The sequence below is a fragment of the Microbacterium sp. ZW T5_45 genome, from assembly GCF_044987415.1.
Classification (GTDB): Bacteria; Actinomycetota; Actinomycetes; order Actinomycetales; family Microbacteriaceae; genus Microbacterium.
Genome location: NZ_JBJDRJ010000046.1, coordinates 1 through 20142, shown reverse-complemented (window position 1 = coordinate 20142; position 20142 = coordinate 1). Strand labels below are relative to the sequence as shown.

The window sequence follows — 20142 nt, the reverse complement described above, 5'->3', positions numbered from 1 at the left end:
TTCTGAGCCCCGAGCGGGTCGGAATGTCGGTAGCCCCGAGGAAGATGCAGCTATGACGGTCGTGGTCGAGATGGACTCCGAGCAGGTGGGCGCGCTCACCGCGATCACCGGGATGCTCGTCGACGTCGACCGCACGATCAACCAGATGCTGGCGGTGAAAGAGGGTCTGCTCGCGCTCGGCTCCCGGCTCGCCGGCGAGATCGGCGAGAGCGCGGCGCGTGAGAGCGCTGAGCCGGTCAGCGCGTCGCAGGCCGCCGACCTGCTCGACCTCGCCGGGCGCACGGTGGCGACCGAGTTCGCCGCCGCTCTGCGTATGAGCGACCGCTTGGTGGAGCGGCAGATGGGCGACGCCGATGACAAGGTGATCGCCTTCCCTCGCGTCTGGCGGGCACAGGGCGCGGGCCTCATCAGCGCGGGCCACGCGCGCGTGATCATCGAGGCCGGCGCGCACATCGACGATGCCGAATCGCGAGACGCGTACTCCGCGCAGATGATCGAGTTCGCGCGGTCGACCTCGTCGAATCGCGTGGCGCGGATGGCGCGGCGGGTCGCCGAGCGCTTTCAGCCGCGGTCGGTCGACGAGCGTCATCGCCAGGCACGCCGCGGCCGCCGGGTCTGGGTGCGGGAACGCGCCGACGGCATGGCCGAGCTCGGGCTCCTGGGGCCGGCGGCGCTCGTGCGGGGCGCGTACGAGCGGCTCACGGCACTCGGGATCGCCTGTGTCGATGATCGCGCGACCCGGGCCGAGACCGGAGATCAGCGCACCCTCGACGAAGTGCGATGCGACATCGCTCTCGATCTGCTGCTGACCGGCGCCGCTGCGGAGCATGACCCCGAGGGGAGCTCGGCAGACGTGCGCGGAGCGGTGTCGATCACGGTGCCGCTGACCACGCTGATGGGGCTCGGCGGGGCTCCGGCCGAGCTCGACGGACGGATGCCGATCGACGGTGCCACCGCCCGGGGCATCGCGGCGGCGGCGCCGGTGTGGGAGAGAGTGTTCACCCATCCCTCGACGGGCGCGATCCTCGCGGTCGATCGCTATCGCCCGTCCGCAGAGCTCCGGCGGTGGTTGATCGCCCGCGATCAGCGATGTCGATTCCCCGGATGCGGGTATCTCGCCCGCGAATGCGACATCGATCACACCGAAGATGCGGCCAGGGGCGGGCCGACGGATGCCGCCAACCTCGGTGCGCTGTGCCGTCGACATCATGTGATGAAGCATCAGACGCCCTGGGTCGTCGAGCAGATCGGCGGCGGACTCTTCGCCTGGACCAGCCCGACCGGACGGACCTACGTCGATCAGATTCCGGTCGTGAACGTGAGCGGCGTCGGAGGGGCACCCGCGCGCGCCGATGAGGAGCTTCCGCCGTTCTGATCGTGTCCGGGATGTGAGGTCGATCGTCGCCACAGAGGGGGTGATGGATCAAAAGTGCACCCCGGATGACGTAGGGAGGAGCGTTTGTGATCCATCGTCATCGCGTGGGACGAGCGGCCTGGGGTGGTGGATCAAAAGTGCAGCCCGGATGGCGTGGGGAGCAGCGTTTCTGATCCCTCAGCGCCTCGACATGACCGCCGCGGACAGCAGGACGCCCCCTGCTCCGGAGAACAGGGGGCGCCCAGGGAGGAACCGGTCAGCAGCCCTTCGCCGAGAACGGAGCCGACACGGTCGAACCGGACACGGTCGCCGTGACCTCGCCCGCAGCGACGGACGCCGCGCGCGTGGTGAACGACACCGTCGAGCTCTTGCCGGCCGCGAGGTCCACGACCTTCTCGCCGAAGGCGGACGACACCGTGACGCGTGCGGCATCCGCCCCTGCGTTGGCGACCGTCGCCGCGACGACGACCTTGCCCGCGACGCAACGCGTCGTGACATCCAGGCCGACGCCGGGGGTGACGGTGACCGTCGCGGTGACCGGCATCCGTGAGGCGTCCTGCGCGACACCGTTCACCGTGAAGGTGCCGGCGCCGGCGTAGTCGGCGGGGTCGACACCCTCCCACGCGACATCGACCGTCGAGGTCGTACCGCTCGCCGTCGTCAGGGTCGCCTTCGGCAGCACGGGCGCGGTGCCGGCTTTCGTCGAGACCGCGAGAGGCGCGACCTCCGCCACCGCGATCTCGGGCGCGAAGCCCTCGAGCACCGTCTGGTATTCGGCACGCGTCACCGGGATGACCGTGCCGTGTCGCGGCTTGCCGCCGTCGCTGTTCTGCGGCAGGTTCGCCCGCAGGATCGACCCGACCGACTCCCACGACGAGCCGTTCGTGATGTCGTTCGACCCGAACGGGATGTAGTGGTTCGGGCCGCCGTGATACGAGGGCTGATCGATGAACAGGAACCAGTCGAAGCCGTTCACATCCCCCGGGTTGGCGGCGAAGACGTTCGGGCCCTCACCGCTGGAGTAGGTGCCGCCCGGCTCGCCGTTGGGCAGCCCGGTCGCGATCTTCTCCTTCACGAGCGTCCACTCGTCGGCCGCACCCGAGGTGCCCGGCAGTGAACCGCTGATCGTGGCCAGCAGATCGGTCGACTTCTCCTGACGGATCGTCATCGACGCCTCGTCCTTCGTGAAGCGCTGGTAGACGCCGTCCTGCTCGACGACCGTCGAGTCGATGAGTCCGAGTCCGTTGCCACGGCGCACATCCGACCAGATCTGTGGCTCGGAGAACGTCACGAAGTCGTCGGTCGTCGCGTACATCATGCGGTTGTACGTCACCGCGGTGCGGGTCGACGCATCCGTCGTCGGGTACAGGTTCGACGCCCAGTACACGACATAGCGCTGGATCTCTTCATCCCAGTACGCCTCGGGCGCCCAGGTGTTGCCGGCGAAGTCCGTCGACACCTTGACGTGACGCTGCTCGGACCAGTTCACCAGGTCGGTCGACTCCCACACCTCGATGTGGGTCGAGCCCGAGATCTGCGCGGTCGTGAAACCACCGGCGAGACCGTCGATCTTCAGGTCGGTCGCGAGCATGTAGAACTTGTCGCCCTCGTGCGAGCGGATGATGAACGGATCGCGCAGACCCTCGGTGCCTTGAGCGGAGGCGAAGATCGGCTCGCCGCCGTTCAGCGTGTTCCAGCGCAGCGCGTCGTTGCCCTTCGACGCCGCGATGCTGACCTGCTCGGCACCCGCACCCTCACCGGTGAAGAACGCCCAGACGTACGCCTCCGGGGCGGCGGCCTCCGCCGGCTGCGGACGCACGGTCAGTGCGAACTCGCGGGTCGCCGTGGCAGTGCCGACGGATGCCGTGACCGACAGCACGACCGCTGCGGCCTCGGCGGTCGGACGCGTGATCGACACCGTCGCGGCGTCGTCGCGCACGCCGTCGCGCAGCGTGGCCGCATCGCCCGAGACGGTCCAACTCAGGACCGAGCCGTTCGCGCCCGACGTCGGCACCGAGAAGGAGGCGCGGATGTCGTCGACGTCGCCGATCGTGATCGCGGCCAGGTCGGCATCCGCCTTGGCCTGGTCAGAGAGCTCGGCCGGCACCGTCACGGTGAACGTCCGCGTCGTCACCGCCCCGCCCACCGAGAAGGTCGCGGTCAGCGTGGCGACGGCATCCGCCGAGCCGGGAGCCGGGCGCGTGACCGTCGCGGTGCCGCCGGAGATCTGCACGGCGGTGCTGTCGGACGCCCACGAGATCGCCGCGCCGCTGCCCGAGGTCGGCAGGGTGAACGAGCTCGTCGCGGTCGAGGGCACCGTCACCGAGGCGACCGCGCGTTCGAGAGCCTGGTCCGAGAACACCTGCTGCACCTCCGTCGCGCTGAGTGCCGTGTCGTAGACGGCGAAGTCGTCTATGTCACCCGCCCATCCTGCATCGTTATAGGTCGACCGACCGAGATACGCGACGAGGTTCGACCCGAACGACGACACGTCGCGCCCGATCGTGACCGACGAGATCTGCGCGCCGTTGATGTACGTCGTCAGCTTTCCGCCGGTGCCGTCGATCACGGTCGTGTAGAGCGACATGCCCGACGGCGTCTTCGCCCCGCTGGTCGCGGCGTTCGACGCGCCGGCGCCCACCTCGGTGGTCCAGGGCGATCCCGCGTTCACCGTGTTCGTGACGACCGACTTCACGTAGCCGCTCGGGTTCGCAGGATTCAGCAGCCAGTATCCGCTCGAGTAGCTCGCGCCCGAGGCGACGGGGGCGCCGATGAAGCCGGCGGCGGTGTTCGCCGGCCCCGTTCGTCCGTTCAGCCACGTCGACACGGTCAGCGTCTTCTTTCCCACCAGCCCTGCGGTGGGGATCTCGAGGTAGCCGGCGCTCGACGCCGACCCGCCGGGCAGCGTGAGCTGCCCGTTCTCGACCTTCGCGCCGTTCTGCTTGATGGTCGCGGTGTAGCCGTGGCCGGTGGCGTCCGCCACCGACGTGCCGGATGCCGCGTCGAACGTGTAGTGGATGAGGGGCGTCGGCCCCTCGGCGGCGGCCGAGGCCGTGTGCGAGGACACGGCTCCGATCGCCACCACGGTCGCGGCGGCAGCGGCCACGGCCGTCACCTTCCGCATGCTCCTGGCGAGCAGACTCGTCATGATCTCTCTTCTCCGATCGGGTTCAGGCGCTCAGTTGCAGGTGCCTGCGGGAATGGGGGCGGTGCCCGTGAACGTGGCACCGCCGGATGCCGTGGCCGACACGGCGACCGTGCCGCCGGGGACCGAGACCAGGCGGCTCGCGAACGAGGCCGTCGTCGAGGCACCGGCCGCAAGGGTCACCGTCTTGGCTCCGTACGGCGTGGTCGCGGTGACGGTCGCCGCGATCGCCGAGGGGTTGTGCAGCGAGACGACGACCTGGGCCTTGCCCGCGACGCAGCGGATGCTCGCCGTCGTGGTGATCGTCAGGGCGCTCACCGGCACCTCGGCCGAGACGGAGGTCGAGACCAGGCCGTCGGCGTAGCCGTCGTAGGTGGTGGTCACCGCGGAGACCCCGGCGGGGACGTCGACCGAGGCCGTGCCGTCCACCAGACCGACCGTCTGGCTCCATGCGCCGCCGGTGAAGGTCACGGTGCCCGCGACTTCTCCGCCGTCGGCCGCTGTCACGGTCGCCGTGGCGCGGTTGCCGGTGATCGCGAGAGCCGTGGTGGAGTCGACGGCTTCGATCCCGGTCCAGTCGTGCAGGGCGGTCAGCACGGTCTGCGGCACGCTCACGAAGGCACCGTGGCGCGGACTCGTCGGCAGACCGCCGGCGGGGCGGACGTTCCAGTTCGCGCGCTTCGACAGGCGGTCGGCCTGGCTGCTCGACGCGATCTCCGCACCCGTGGTGAGGAACGCCCGGTAGCCGCCGGCGCTGTAGTTGTCGACGAGGAACACGTAGCCGTCGCCCGAGGTGTTGTTCGGGTCGCCCTCGTTGAGCTTGATGATCTCGGGGCCCTCACCGGCCTGGCCCGTCTCCAGCGAGGTCATGCGCGTGTCGGTCAGCTGCCACGTCTGCGTCGGGTCAGCGTTCCAGTTCGACGAGGTCGTCGGTGCGGTGAGCACGGTCGAGCGCTCGAGGAAGATGTCCTTGCCGGCCTCGAGGGTGCCGGCGGCTCCCGACTCCTCGTTCTTCGTGAAGCGGTAGTAGTACTCGCCGATCTTCGTGACGGTCGAGTCGATGCGGGCGTAGCCCGTGTCCTGCCAGGTGGTCGGCGGATACGTGAAGGTCTGGAAGTCGCGAGTGGTCACGTAGAACATGCGGGCGTAGAGGTTGTCGCTGTTCGAGTGGCTCGCGTCGGAGTACTTGCGCGAGGCGAAGAACACCACGTACGACTCGAGGTCGTCGTCCCAGTACGCCTCGGGTGCCCACGTCATCCCGGCCTCGGGCTGGTTGATCGTGATGCCCGAGTTCTCGCCGTTCGTGCGCTCCCAGGTCACCATGTCGGTGGACTCCCACACCTCGACCTTGAGGCTTCCTTCGGACTGCGCGGGCCCCCAGCCGGTGCCGCAGCTGATGCAGAGGTCGGTGGCGATCATGTAGTACTTGTCGCCGTCGTGCGAACGCAGGATGTACGGGTCGCGCAGGCCCGTGGTGTCGGTCGTCGAGGTGATCACGGCCTTGCCGTCGTTGACGGGCGAGAACGTGAAGAAGTCATTGCCACTCGTCGCGGCCTGGTAGATCTTCTCGTCGCCGTCGGACTTGAAGTAGGCGCTCGCATAGCCGGCGTCGGGCGCAGTGCGCGCGTGCTCGGCGACCGTCACGGTGAACTCGCGCGAGAGGGTGGTGCCGTTCAGCGTGGCGTGCGCCGTGAGGGTGACGTCACGGTCGCCCGTGCCGTAGGCCGGGCGCTCGACGATGCCGCCGCCGCGATAGGTGTCGGCCGCTCCGACGGCCGGCGCCGTGTAGCCGGCATCCGTCGCGGTGACCAGGCTCTCGTCGGACGACGACCAGGTGATGGTCGATCCGTCGACGGCGCCCTTCGTGACGAGCGGCAGGTTCTCGGTCGTGCGTGCGGAGAGCTCGATCGCGTCGAGATCGGCAGAGGCGGATGCCGCCACCACGGTCACCGAGAAGGTGATCGGCGACCCGGATGCGGGAGTCGCCGTGATGGTCACGGTCGTGTCGCTCGTGATCGCGCGCGAGACGACGCCGGTGTTCGAGACGACGGAGGGGTCGGACGACGACCAGGTGAGGGCGACCCCGTTGGACGATGCGGGGAACGTGAGGTTCGTGCGTACCGCATCGAGGCTCGTGTTGGCGCCCGTGACGATCGGCAGCAGGTCGCCGCGCAGCAGCGCCTGGGTGGTGGCCTGCTTCTCGGCCTCGGTCGGCATGCTCGCCGAGACCTGCTCCGCGGTCAGCGAGGTGTCCCAGAACCGCACGTCGGTGACGTCGGCCGCGAGCAGGGCATCGCCGGTGTACAGCGAGCGGCCCAGGTAGCCGAGGGTGCCGGAGGCCGGAACGATCGAGCTGAGGTTCGCGGTGTGCGTGGTCGTCGAGATGACCTGGCCGTCGCGGTAGAGCGTGAGCGTGTTGCCACTGCCGACCAGGGTGAGGGTGGTGAACCCCGGGTTCAGGCCGCCGCCGGCGGGCAGGCGCGTCTCGCCGTTGGCCGTGGCGGTCTTCACGCGGATGCCGGAGAGCACCTGGTTGCTGTACGAGCTCTCTCCGGAGCGCGGGTTCACGAACACGTGGTTGCCGAGCTGGGTGGTGTTCCATGCTCCGACGCCGTTGCCGATGACCCAGCCGAACTGGTTCGCCGCGGTCTGGGTGGAGACCGTGTACTCGACGGTGAAGGCGTTGTCGCCACCGGTCACGAGTCCCTGGGGAAGGGCGGCGTAACCGTCCTTCTTGAAGCGCAGCACGTCGTCGCCGCCGGCGTCGACGAACGATGCATCGGTGAAGCCGGTGAGGGTGGCGTTGCGGCCGTTGCCCGACACGTCCCACAGCGTGGTGCCGGAGTGCGACATGTCGTAGTGCGCCGTCGGGGCGGGGATGTCGGCGGCCATCGCGGCGGCGGGCGCGAACGCGCAGAGCGATGCGGCGAGGGTGCCGACGATGCCGGCGGCTGTGAGCCGCCTTCGCCGGGTCGGGGAGGGGCGGGATGCGCTCACAGCGTGATCTCCTGTCGTCGTTGACTTCGCGCCGCGCAGTGCGGCCGTCGTGGTGCCCTTCGGGTGGGCTCCTCGGAATGTTAGCGGACACATAGTGGGAAATACAGGGATCGGCGAAATTGCGTCGAGTTCCGAACGCTGCTCTGGTCAGGCGTCCGATCGGTGTGCTAGGTTCCGTGGTTACCGGTAACAATGATGTACCACTGGAGCACCTGATGACGACTTCTCGCTCGACGCTGTCGCGGCTGCGCGCCGCCTCCGCCCTCGCCCTCGTCGCGTTCGCCGCGGCGACCTTCCCTGCTCCCGCCGCAGCCGAGAGCGTCACCGGGCCCGAGGCCGACGCCCCGCGCGGCGGGCTCCTCGCCGAATACCTCTTCACACAGACCACGGGCACCGCGGTGGCCAACACCGCGGGCACTGCCCTGGGGTCGGCGACCGTGGTCAACGGAACTGACGCCCTGTGGACGGGAGATTCGCTCACACTGACCGGCGGTGCGAAGACGAGCACCACCGCCGACTGGGTGCGCCTGCCCGACGGCCTCCTCGCAGGTGAGGACTCGGCGACCGTGACGATCGAGACGAAGTTCGCCCCGGCGATGCTGTCGAGCTGGCACTTCCTCTGGAACATCGGCAGCGACAGCACGAGCTCGTACTACTTCGCCTCGGTGCGCGACCTGCCCCGCACCGCGATCACGACCTCGGGGAACACCGGAGAGAAGAACGCTCGAGGACCCGCCGCGCTGACGGCCGACCGCTGGTACAGCATCACCAGCGTGATCGATGGAGCTGCCGACACCCTCTCGCTGTACGTCGACGGGCAGCTGCTCGGCACGACGTCCACGACGCTCACGCCCGCGTCCATCGCCGCGCAGACCGTGAACGCGATCGGCCGGGCGCCGTACCCGGACCCGTTCTATCAGGGCGAGGTCTCGACCTTCCGCGTCTACGACAGAGCTCTCTCGGCATCCGAGGTCGGCGACGTCTCGACAGCCGACGCCGAGCTGCACGCCGACGCTTTCGCCGCATACGCGCAAGCCGCCGTCGATGGGCTGAGTCCGCTCACGCTCGACGATGCGGCCGCCACGCTGCCCGGCTCGGCATCCGCCGCGATCACGTGGTCGTCCGCGACTCCCGACATCTCGGTGTCCGACGACGGCCGTACGGCCACGGTGAGACAGCCGGCCGCCGGATCGGATGCCGTGCACACCACGCTCACCGCCACGGCCGAGGTGCGTGGCGTCACTGTCTCGAGAGAGGTCCCTGTGATGATCGAACCGGCGCCAGCACCCACCGACGATTACGGCTATCTGATGGTGCACTTCATCGAGGACGCCGCCGGGTACGCCGAGAAGATCTACCTCGACGTCTCGCGCGGCGACGACCCCGAGCAATGGGACCCGCTGAACGGCGGCACCGCGATCCTCGCCTCGCAGCTGGGCACGACCGGCGTCCGTGATCCGTTCCTCACCCGCAACCCCGAGACCGGCCGCTACTACATCATCGCGACCGATCTGCGGGTCTTCGGCGGCGATGGCGGAAGCGGATCGTGCACCAGCTGGTGCTACTGGACGAAGAACGCGAGCACGAAGCTGATCGTCTGGGAGTCCGACGATCTCGTGACCTGGAGCGAGCCGCGCAGCTTCGACGCCGCGCTCGACGCGTCGGGTGCGAAGGCCGCCGAGCTCGGCATGGCCTGGGCACCGGAGGCGCTGTGGGTCGATGACTACTACCCCGATGGCCGCGGAGCGTTCGTCATGTATTTCTCGGCGAACGTGTTCCAGACCGCCGACCACAGCGACAGCTCGTACAACCGCGTGGTCTGGGGTGCGACGACCGACTTCACGCAGCAGACGTATTCCTACGGCGGCGACTTCGTGAACACCGGCGCGAACACGATCGACACGACGATGATCCAGCACGACGGCACCACCTATCGCATCACCAAGGACAACGGCCGGGGCAACGGGATCTACATGGAGTCGACCACCGCCGAGCGCTGGTGGGAGAGCGGCACCGTCTGGACGACCCTGCAGGCGAAGATCGGAGCGGCGTGGGCCGGCGGCAACGCGGGAGGCGTCGAGGGTCCGGCGGTGTTCAAGAGCCACAGCGATGAGAAGTGGTACCTCTATGTCGACGTGATCCCCACGGTCGGCTACCGGCCGATGGTGACCACCGACCTGGACGCGGGATGGACGCAGCTGACGTCATCGACCTTCTCCATGGCGCCCAGCACCAAGCACGGCGGCGTGATCTCGCTGACCAAGGCCGAGTACGACCGGGTGCGAGCGGCGGATGCCACGGCAGCGGTGACGAGCGACCTCGGATCGGTGCAGGTCGCGGTCGGCGCCGACCCCGCCGCAGCGCTTCCCGCCGAGGCCGAAGTGGCGCTCGCCTACGGCCGCGGTACGGCCGGGCAGCCGGTCGACTGGAACACGGCATCCGTCGACACGTCGACTCCCGGCACCTACCCGGTGACCGGCATCGTGCGGACTCTCGGCGCGAACCTCAACTCATGGACCGGAGCCGGCGGATCGACCGCCTGGAACGCACCCGACCGCACACTCGCCAGCACCACGGCGATCACGGTCACGGCGCAGGTGGTCGTCACCGCGCCGGCGCTGAGCGTCACGGCGACCGCGTCCACGCGATGCGTCGCGGGCAAGGTCGTGATCGTCACCGAGATCCGCAACACCGGCGCGGCGGCGGTCACCGCATCCGTCGCCACCGCGTTCGGGACGACGTCATCCGCAGAGATCGCTGTCGACAAGACGGTCAGCCGCGCGGTCACGACACGGCAGCCTTCGATCCCCGCAGGCCAGGTGACGGTGACCGCCACCGGTTCGGGTGCCTCGACCACGACGACAGCCGACTACGCCGCGCGCACCTGCGCCGGCTGAGCGAGAGGAACGATGATGTTCACGAGGGACCGGCTCCGCGGCGCTGCCGTGATGACCGTGGCCACACTCATCGGAGGTGCGGCCGTTCTCAGCACGGCGACCGCCGCCTCGGCCGACCCCGCTCCGGGGGCCGACCGCGTTCTCAGCATCGAGTCGGGGAAGGTGCTCGAGCTCGGCTTCGACGGCTCCCTCGCCGACACCGGTGCCCTCGGTGCCGCCGTGACAGTGCAGAAGGGCACCGAGGCCTACGGCACCGGCATCCGGGGCCAGGCGTTCTCGTTCGACGGCTCGACGGCCCTGCGCCTCGGCGCCGATGCGAGGCTGCAGCCCGAGGACCTCACGGTCTCGTTCTGGTACAACCCCAGCGTCACGATGACCGGCGAACAGGTGTTCGCCTGGAGCAAGACCGTCTACAACTCCGATGGCTGGTACCTCACCAGCGAGAGCGACTCGACGCCTCTCGCCCTCTCGATCGGGCCCTCGACCGGCCAGCCCTACAAGGTGGCGGTTCCCGGCACGCGATCGTCGTTCTTCCCCGCAGGGAAATGGACGCATGTCGTCGCCACCTACGACCACGACACCCAGCAGGTGCAGTTCTTCCGCAACGGTATCCGCCAGAACAGCACCGTCCCGAATGCGGCGACCGGCACCGCGACCGGTGTTCTCGGGTCGGAGTCGACCTCGGTGAAGACGCTCGGCTACAACGGGCCGCAGTACAACGGCTCGCACCTCCGCGGGCTCCTCGACGACTACGCGCTCTACGACGGCGTCGCGACGATCGACGACGTCGTCACCCTGACCCAGCGCGGCGACGCCTCATTCGATCCGGGGGTGGTCGCGCAGTCCGACGTCGACGCGCTCAGCGTTCCCGGGACGGTAGCAGCCGACTTCGCCCTCACCACCGAGGGGGCCGCCGGCAGCACGATCGGCTGGACATCATCCGACAGCACCGTGATCGACATCGACGCCGGCCACGCGCACGTCACCCCGCCCGTCGACGAGGCGCGGACCGTCACCCTCACCGCCTCGGCGACGTACGGGAGCAGCGCCGCGATCACCCGCGAGTTCTCGGTCACCGTGTCGCCGGAAGGAGAGACCGTGTCGCAGTTCCTCGGCGATGCCGGACTCGCGAACCTTGAGATCACCGACGAGTACCTCGACAACGCGAACGATCAGACCGTCGAGTACCTGCTGAGCCTCGACCCGGAGAAGTTCCTGTACTCCTGGTACACGCAGGCAGGCCTCACCCCGACCACGAGTTCCGGCTACGGAGGCTGGGAGCGCACGAGCGGCACGCGCTTCACCGGGCACTTCTTCGGCCACTACATCTCCGCACTCTCGCAGGCGTATGCGACGACGACGGATGCCGAGGTCAAGGAGCAGGTGCTGGCCAAGCTCACCGCCGCGGTCGACGGGCTCGACCGCGCGCAGAAGGCGTGGGCGGCCGCGAACCCGTCCAGCGCCGGCTACGTCGCGCCCTTCCCGCTGAGCGCACTGCCCAGCGGCGCCGACGGTCTGCTCGTGCCGTTCTACAACCTGCACAAGGTGTTCGCCGGTCTGCTCGACGCTTATCAGTACGCGCCGAGCGCTGTGGGCGAGAAGGCCCTGTCCGTGGCATCCGGCTTCGGCACCTGGGTCAAGAACTACGCGAGCTCGCTGCCGAACCCGGCCACGATCCTCAACACAGAGTACGGCGGCATGAACGAGGCGCTCTACGAGCTGTACTCGATCACGAAGAGCCCCGACCACAAGCGGGCGGCCGAGTACTTCGACGAGGTCGCGCTGTTCCAGAAGCTCGCGAACGGACAGGACGTACTGAACGGCCTGCACGCGAACACCACGATCCCGAAGCTGGTGGGGGCGCTCAAGCGCTACACGGTCTTCATGGACGACCCCGCGCTCTACGCCACGCTCACCGACGCCGAGAAGGCGGCGCTGCCGATGTACCTCACGGCCGCCCAGAAGTTCTGGCGGATCGTCGTCGACGACCACACCTACGCGAACGGGGCGAACAGCCAGTCGGAGCACTTCCACGGCGCGGACACCCTGTATGCCTTCGCGACGAACGGCGTCACCAGCGGGTACGGCGAGAACTCGACGGCCGAGGGCTGCAACGAGTACAACATGCTCAAGCTCACCCACGCGCTGTTCGCCGTCGACCCCCGTGTGGAGTACGCCGACTTCTACGAGTCCACCTTCATCAACACGATCCTCGCCTCGCAGAACCCCGAGACGGGCATGGTGACGTACTTCCAGCCGCAGACCGCCGGGTACGCGAAGGTGTTCGGGACGCCGCTCGACCAGTTCTGGTGCGACCACGGCACCGGCATCGAGAGCTTCACGAAGATCGGCGATTCGATGTACTTCACGGATGCCGATGGGGTCTGGGTGAACCAGTTCTTCAGTTCGACGTTCCGCGACGCCGCGCACAACCTCCAGATCACGCAGAGCGGCGACGTGCCCGCCGACCCCGAGGTGCGGATCTCGATCGCCGCGCTCGACGGCGGCGCGGTCGCCGACGGCTCGGTGCTGGAGCTCCGAGTGCCCTCGTGGGCCGTCTCTCCGACACTGACCCGCAACGGCGACGCCGTCGATCCCTCCGCCGCGGTCGACGGCTATCTGACGATCGAGGTCGCCGCCGGTGACGAGTTCGTCTACACGCTGCCGGCCCAGGTCGCGATCAGCGACGGCACCGAGAACCCGAACTGGGTCGCATTCACCTACGGCCCCGTGCTGCTGGGCACCGAGCTGAGCCGCACCAACGTCGACGCGAGCTACACGGCGGGCGTGCTGGTGCAGATGAGCACGGCCGACAAGTCGCTGAACTCGAACGTCGTCGTCGCCGACGCCGAGGCGTGGAAGGCCGCCGTGGTCGACAACGTCATCCGTCTCGAGGACGGTGCGAATGCGAACGGCCTGACGACCATGCGCTTCGGCCTGCGCGGTGTGGATGCCGCGGCTGCCGCGCTGACCTTCGAGCCGTACTACAGCCTCTACGGAGCTCGATACGCGACGTACATGACGCTCGTCGAGCCGGACTCCGCCGAGGCGCAGGCGCTGATCCTGAAGCAGAAGCAGCAGCTGCGCATCGACGAGACGACCATCGACTCGCTGACGTCGTTCGACAACAACAACAGCGAGGCCGACAAGAACTACCGGTACAACAAGTCGGCTGTGGGTGTCTTCAACGGGCAGGGCTACCGCGACGGGCAGCGTGCAACGGATGCGTACTTCCAGTACGACATGATCGTCGACCCCACGGCTCCCGTGAACTATCTGGGTGCGCGCTACTACGGCGGCGACAACGGGCGGACGTTCGACGTCTACCTGAACGACGTGCTGCTGAAGCACGAGCAGGTGACGAACGCGAAGGGCGCGAGCACCTGGTACATCCAGTACGACCGCATCCCGCAGGCCGTGCTCGACGGCATCGCCGCGAAGGACAGTTACAAGCGCGACCAGAACGGCGAGTACGTGCTCGACGCCTCGGGCGAGAAGATCCCCGTCGTGACCGTGCGATTCCAGGGCAACGGGTCGAGCTACGTCGGCGGCGTGTTCGGTGTGTACACCTCGCTTTCCGACCGCTACTCGACCGACTCCGATCTGTCGAAGCTGGAGGTGCAGGGCGGCGCGCTCGAACCGGCGCTCGCCGAGGGTGTGACCGAGTACACGGTCACCGTTCCCGCCGACGCGACGACCGTGACGCTCGACGCCGACCCCGCGACGCCCAGCGGGCTCGTCTACGTCGACGGCATCCTGATCGACGACAGCGAGCTCCGCGCCGTGACGGTCAAGCCGGGGAACGCGCCGACGGTCGTCACGCTGACGTCGTACGCGCAGGACCACGCCGCGAAGACGGTCTACCTCGTGACGATCGTCCGCGAGTCGGTGTTCGACGTCGAGGTGACGACCGCCGTGCGCTGCGTCGCCGGCAAGGCGTCGATCATGACGACGGTGACCAACCGATCGGATGCCGCGGCGACGGCGACGGTGGTCACCCCGTACGGCCAGGTCACCGCGTCGGTCGCCGCGGGCAAGAGCGTGTCGAAGCAGGTCGCGACCAGGCAGCCGGTGCTCGAGGCCGGCGAGGTCGTCGTCACGGCGAACGCCGAGATCTCGGGGCGTGCCGTGACCGTGCAGAAGACCGCGCCCTACGTCGCGGCGACGTGTCGATGAGCGCCCTCCCGTCTGAACCCGCGCAGACCGATTCCACGCCGAGGAGAACCATGAGAATCACGCCCCGCCTGTTCGGTGGTATCGCCGCGGTCGCCGTCTGCGCCGCTCTCGTCGCGCCCTCGGCGGCCACGGCCGCAGGCCCTTCCGTGCCGGCCGAGGTGCCGGCGGCGCCCTCGCTGATCGCCGACTTCACGTTCGACACGGCCGGCGCGACATTCGCCGGGGGAGGGGCCGTCGCCACGACGAAGGGCACCGCCACCGTCGTCCCCGGCGTCGACGGCAACGCCGTGAAGTTGGGCAGCTCGTTCTGGCTCGACGTGACGAAGAACGACGGCACCCCGCTGCTCGCAGGGCTTGACGCCGTCACCATCTCGTACGACAGCAAGCCCGATGCCACGGGCAACACCGGGTGGACGGTGTTCGCGGCCGAGAACGCGACGGCCCAGTCCTACGGGAACGAGCACTACCTCGGCTACCTCGACCGCACCACCGGGGTCACGGTCGAGCGCTACGACAACAGCGGCGGCCGCAACACCGCGGGCAACCTGGGGGTGACGAAGAACGACACCGCCTGGAAGCACGTCGACCTCGTGCTCTCGGGTTCCGACGCGCAGCTCTTCGTGAACGGTCAGCGCGTCGCCGTGAACACCACAGGACCGCGGCTCAGCGACATCCTCGGCGCGAGCGGCGGCATCCTGCAGGTCGGAAAGGCGAACTGGGGGTCGGGGGAGTACTTCGCAGGACTCGTCGACAACCTGAAGATCTACGACGGCGCCCTCAGGCCCGCGGACCTCGGCGTCGCACCGACCGCGAGCGACCCCGCGGCGGCCCTCGCGATCCCCTCGGAGATCACCGGCGACCTGCCGTCGAGCGTGCTCGGTCGCGCCGTGAGCTGGACGGCCACGGGCACCGGTGCCGAGCGCGTCGCGGCCGACGGTGCCGTGACGGTGCCGGCATCCGGAGAGGTGGCCGTCTCGCTCACCGCGCGCATCGATGGTGTCGAGACCCCGATCACCGCGGAATCGACCATCCTCGCGATCGGCGGAGAGATCTCGACCTCGATCAAAGAGGTCACCGTCGCGAACGGCGTCAAGAGCGACCCCCTCGCCTACGACGACGATCGTCGGGCCGATGCGCTCTACGTCTCCGCCCGCGCCGAGGGCGCGGAGGCCTGGGAACCGCTCAACCGCGGTCAGGCGATCCTCTACGTCGGATGGGACGGCACGCAGTCGGCGAAGCCGAATGCGCAGATGGGATCCCCCACGCTGCTGCGTCAGCGCGACGGCATGTTGGCCGCGGCCTCGTCGCAGAACAACGCCACCGACTCGATCTACGTCTGGGACTCCGCCGACGGCGCCACCTTCACGAACCAGCGCGCGGTGAAGATCGCCACCGACGGCTCGATCGTCACGGATCCCCGCATCGTCTTCGACGCAGCAGCCTCGACCTACAAGGTGTTCTGGACCGACCGTCTGACCGGCGAGGGCCGCGTCACGCGGATCGCCGAGCTCACGGCATCCGCTGTCCCGGGGACGGCCACCGCGGCCGACATCCGCGCGGTCGGCGCGCAGGAGTCGTCGATCTTCGCGCTCGCCGATGATGAATTCGAGACGTTCTTCGAGTACTACGTCGATCTGCAGAACACCGGGGTGCGGGATCTCGAGACCGTCGAGGTCGAGGTCGGTGCCGAGATCACGGCCGCCGATCTGCCGGCCGCGGTCACCCTGGACTACAACGACGATTCGACCAAGCAGCTCGGAGTCGCGTGGGATGAGGCGGACCTCGCCGCGATCGACACCTCGCTGCCGGGCGAGTACGAGGTGACGGGTGTGGTGCAGCAGGCCACCGAGCAGATGGTCAGCGACGCCCGCGCCGATCCCGACCTGTTCTTCAACGAGGACGACGGCTACTGGTACCTGACCGGATCGCACTACGAGATCCCGTCGGATGCTCCGTCGAGCCAGCTGATCGACGCCTACGCCTACCGGAAGATCGGGCTCAAGCGGGCCACCACGATCGAGCGGCTCGCCGCCGCTCCGGAGCAGATCGTGATCGATCCGGATGCCGGAACGCCGGGGCGCACCGCCCAGTACCCGAACACCTTCTACGGCTGGGGCGGCTACATCTGGGCGCAGGAGTTCCACAAGATCAACGGACGTTGGTGGATCGTCGCCGGCATGAACAAGGGCTACGCGCCGACCAACGGCTGGTGCGACAACACCGTGCTGATCCCGTACATCGGCACGCAGGAGTCGCTCGAAGCCGGCGGCCTCGTCGACCCGACCAACTGGGGCGAGCCGACCGTCCTCGAGGGGGCGGCGTTCGACGTGTCATACCTCGAGCGCGAAGAGAACGGCGTCACCCAGGGGTACTGGATCATGCCGAACGCGGCGAAGCTCTTCGTCGCGAAGGCGAAGATGGGCCCGATCGGCACCGTCCCGCTGATCGACGGCGCGCTCACCGAGATCTATTCGATCAGCCAGCCGTGGGAGTACGGCAAATCCGCGCCCACGCCCTCCGACGCGAACGAGGGCACCGATCAGGGCATCGTCGAGGCGCCGTTCATGTTCGAGTACGGCGACTACACGTACATCACCTACTCCGGTGGCACCGTCGACAAGTACTACGACCTGGGCATGCTCCGTGCGGCCAAGGGCGCCGACCTCGCGAAGCCGTCGAGCTGGACGAGGGTGTCCTTCCCGGTGCTGACGACGAACGACACGGCCGACGGCCGCATCGGCGGGGTCGGGCACGGCGGGCCGGGGCACAACTCCTTCGCGATCGACGATGAGGGCAACCTCGTGCTCGCCTATCACGCGCGCCCGTACCCCGAGCAGCACACGGGGAACGCCGCCGGCGGCCTGTTCGACCCCGATCGCAACTCCTGGTTCAAATCGGTGAATGTGCGCGCCAACGGGATGCTCGACCTCTCGCTCTCGAGCGAGCAGGAGGTGGCCCACCAGAACCGCACGGTGTCGGTCACGGTTCGCGTCGCAGAGGCGGCGTCGCCGGTGGAGTCCGCGGTGACGACTCGCTGCGTCGCGGGCAAGGCGGTTCTCGTGGTGACGCTCCGCAACACCGGCTCCACTCCGGTGGGGGTGTCCGTAGCGACGGTGTACGGGAGCAAGGAGCTTCCGCGTATCGCCGCGGGGAAGTCGGTGTCGACGAGTCTCAGTACGCGCCTCGCAGACCTTCCTGCCGGCAGCGTCGCGGTCCGGGTCGCAGACGCCGCACAGCCCTCGACCGCCTCTTTCGCCGCCGCGTCCTGCGGCTGACGATCTTCCACTTGACGCACACACGGAGAGGACCATAAAGTGACAATGTTCCCGCTAACAAAGTCGGGAACGGCTGCACTCCACTGGGGGAGTGCGCCGGGCAAGGGCGCCCACGCAGTTCCTGCCCGATGCCTGAAAAGCGAACCCGACAGCCTCCGTGCTGATCGCCCATTCGGTACGGCATCCGCCGGCCGAGGAACTGGAGAAACCCACATGATGAAGAAGAGCATGGTCGCGCGCTGCGCGGCCGGAGTCGTCGGGGGCCTGCTGCTCACCGGCGTGGGCGTTGCCGCTTTCGCCGACCCGACCGAGAACGGCACGGGAGACGTCGACGTCTCCGTGGAGATCGCTCCGACCGACGACGGATCGCTGAGCCTCACGGTCGCCGGCACCACGAGCACCCTCACCGAGAACGGCACGACCGCCTCGTACCGTCAGTTCACCGGCGCCCTGCCGAACGTGACCGTGACCGACACCCGCGAGGACGTCGCCCCCGGCGTGTTCTGGTACGTCACCGGTCAGGCGAGCGACTTCGTCGGCTCGGCGGGTCAGCCGAACATCACTCCCGACCACCTCGGCTGGACCCCCCGCGTCGTCACCGCCAACAATGGCGAGGTCAGCGAGGGCGACACGGTCGACACCTCGATCGACGGCGGCGCGAACGGCGTCGGACTCGTCGGCCAGGAGCTGCTCGCCCTCGCGCTCGACTCGGCCGAGGCGCAGGCCGCATCCGGCCAGTGGACGGCGAACGCCGACCTCGTCCTCAAGACGCCCGTCACGGTCGCACCGGGGTCGTACACCTCGACCGTGACGCTGTCGCTGTTCGAAGACTCGTACTGAGTTCCGTCCGTCCGCCGGAGACAAGATGACCACCCCTCCCCCCGCACCGTTCGCGCTGAGCGCCGTCGTCCTGGCGGTCGCGCTCGGCGTGCTCGCCGGTCCTGCTGCCGCTCAGGCGGACGACGCGACGGCCGACGCGGTGTCGTGGTCGCTGTCGCCGGCGGACGGAACGGCCGAAGACGGACGCGTCGCCATCGAGCACGAGCTCGAGCCCGGCGAGAGCGTCGAAGAGCACGTGATCGTGCGCAACCTCGGAGCCGGTGACGTCGTGTTCTCCCTCTCGGCCGCCGACGGCTTCTACACGGATGCCGGACGCTTCGACATGCTCCCCTCCGACCAGGAGTCGACCGATGCCGGGAGTTGGATCAGCATCCCCGATGCGGTCGAGGTCCCGGCCGGAGGATCCGCGGTGGTCGCGTTCACCGTCACGGTCCCCGAGAACGCCGAGCCGGGCGATCACGCCGCCGGTGTCGCCGCATCCGTGCTGTCGGTCAAGGCCGACGACTCCGGTGCGACCGCCGTCGGCGTCGAGAGCCGGGTCGGCGTCAAGGTGATCACCCGGGTCGCCGGAGACATCGTGCCCGCCTTCGCCGTGCAGGACGTCCGCACCGACTACCGGGGCGAGGCCAATCCGTTCGAAGCGGGCGGACTCACCGTCGCGTTCGACGTGCAGAACACCGGAAACGCCCGGATGGATGCCGTCGGCACGCTGACGATCGCCGGTCACGAGGTGCCGTTCCCCGCCGAGGGGCAGCGTCCGCAGGTGCTCCTTCCCGGAGAGACCCGCACGCTGACCGTGCAGGTGGCGGACGTCTGGCCGCTCTTCCTGCTCACCGGCGACCTCGAGGTCGCGCCCGTCGCGGCCGCACTCGACGGGGAGGCGCTCGTCGTCGAACCGTCGACCACCACCATCACGGTGTGGGCCGTGCCGTGGTCGGCGCTGGCCCTGCTCGCGGGCGTCGCGCTGCTCGTGGTCGCCCTGTCCTGGAACCGGCTGCGCTCGCGCCGCCGCGTCGAGGACCTGATCTCGCAGGCCGTGGAACGCGGACGTGAAGAGGCCCGCGGCGAGGCACGTGCCCGCGACGCCGGCACCGCAGAGAGAGAGGAGGCGCTCCGATGAGCCCGATCCTCGAGCTCGCCGCGGATGCCGATGCCGCAGCAGACGGCGCGAACACCGGCGGCGTGCAGATCCACGTCGACATCACCCCCCTCAGCACACCCGGGCCCGTCCCCACCCCGTCGCCCATCGACGGTCTCGCAGGCACCGGCGCCGACCTGCCCGTGCTGCTGATCGCCGCCGGCATCCTGCTGCTCGTCGTCGGAACGGCCATCGTCGTCCGACGCGTCAGGAACCGCTCCTCGTCCTGACCCCCGTCCCCACCCACTCCGTCCCCACTCACCCCGACCCATCCCCGCGGACGTTCCGCTGTCGCTTAT

At 68.9% G+C, this 20142-nt stretch carries 9 protein-coding genes; 7 read left to right on the top strand and 2 right to left on the bottom strand.

The genetic code is table 11. From position 1 onward, the window contains the following. Positions 1–52: 52 nt before the first annotated feature. Positions 53–1375, top strand: a complete 1323-nt coding sequence (locus tag ACI3KS_RS17405) for a DUF222 domain-containing protein (protein WP_404919796.1) — start codon at positions 53–55, stop codon at positions 1373–1375. A gap of 256 nt (positions 1376–1631) precedes the next feature. Here ACI3KS_RS17405 and ACI3KS_RS17400 read toward each other — a convergent pair whose 3' ends face one another. Both ACI3KS_RS17400 and ACI3KS_RS17395 read right to left on the bottom strand, forming a co-directional pair. Then, positions 1632–4523, bottom strand: coding sequence for an immunoglobulin-like domain-containing protein (locus ACI3KS_RS17400; RefSeq protein ID WP_404919795.1), 2892 nt, complete (start codon positions 4521–4523; stop codon positions 1632–1634). Positions 4524–4553: 30 nt separating this feature from the next. Continuing rightward, positions 4554–7517 (bottom strand): immunoglobulin-like domain-containing protein, encoded by a 2964-nt coding sequence (locus ACI3KS_RS17395; protein WP_404919794.1) that lies wholly within the window; start codon positions 7515–7517, stop codon positions 4554–4556. A 215-nt stretch (positions 7518–7732) separates the two neighbouring features. On the opposite strand from ACI3KS_RS17395, the gene ACI3KS_RS17390 reads away from it, so the two are divergent. From ACI3KS_RS17390 to ACI3KS_RS17365, 6 genes are all read left to right on the top strand, one after another. Beyond that, positions 7733–10414 carry a LamG-like jellyroll fold domain-containing protein gene (locus ACI3KS_RS17390; RefSeq protein ID WP_404919793.1) on the top strand — a complete coding sequence of 894 codons (2682 nt, stop codon included), beginning with the start codon at positions 7733–7735 and terminating at the stop codon, positions 10412–10414. A gap of 12 nt (positions 10415–10426) precedes the next feature. Then, on the top strand, positions 10427–14590 hold the full coding sequence (locus ACI3KS_RS17385) for a beta-L-arabinofuranosidase domain-containing protein (protein WP_404919792.1): 4164 nt from the start codon (positions 10427–10429) through the stop codon (positions 14588–14590). A 50-nt stretch (positions 14591–14640) separates the two neighbouring features. Then, positions 14641–17865 carry a LamG-like jellyroll fold domain-containing protein gene (locus tag ACI3KS_RS17380; protein ID WP_404919791.1) on the top strand — a complete coding sequence of 1075 codons (3225 nt, stop codon included), beginning with the start codon at positions 14641–14643 and terminating at the stop codon, positions 17863–17865. A 213-nt stretch (positions 17866–18078) separates the two neighbouring features. Then, positions 18079–18705: a hypothetical protein gene (locus tag ACI3KS_RS17375; RefSeq protein ID WP_404919790.1), complete on the top strand. Its 627-nt coding sequence runs from the start codon at positions 18079–18081 to the stop codon at positions 18703–18705. A gap of 25 nt (positions 18706–18730) precedes the next feature. Then, entirely contained in the window at positions 18731–19825 is a 1095-nt protein-coding gene (locus ACI3KS_RS17370; protein ID WP_404919789.1) for a hypothetical protein, read from the top strand. Beyond that, positions 19822–20073 (top strand): hypothetical protein, encoded by a 252-nt coding sequence (locus ACI3KS_RS17365; RefSeq protein WP_404919788.1) that lies wholly within the window; start codon positions 19822–19824, stop codon positions 20071–20073. Before ACI3KS_RS17370 ends, ACI3KS_RS17365 begins: the two co-directional genes overlap by 4 nt. Positions 20074–20142 lie beyond the last annotated feature (69 nt).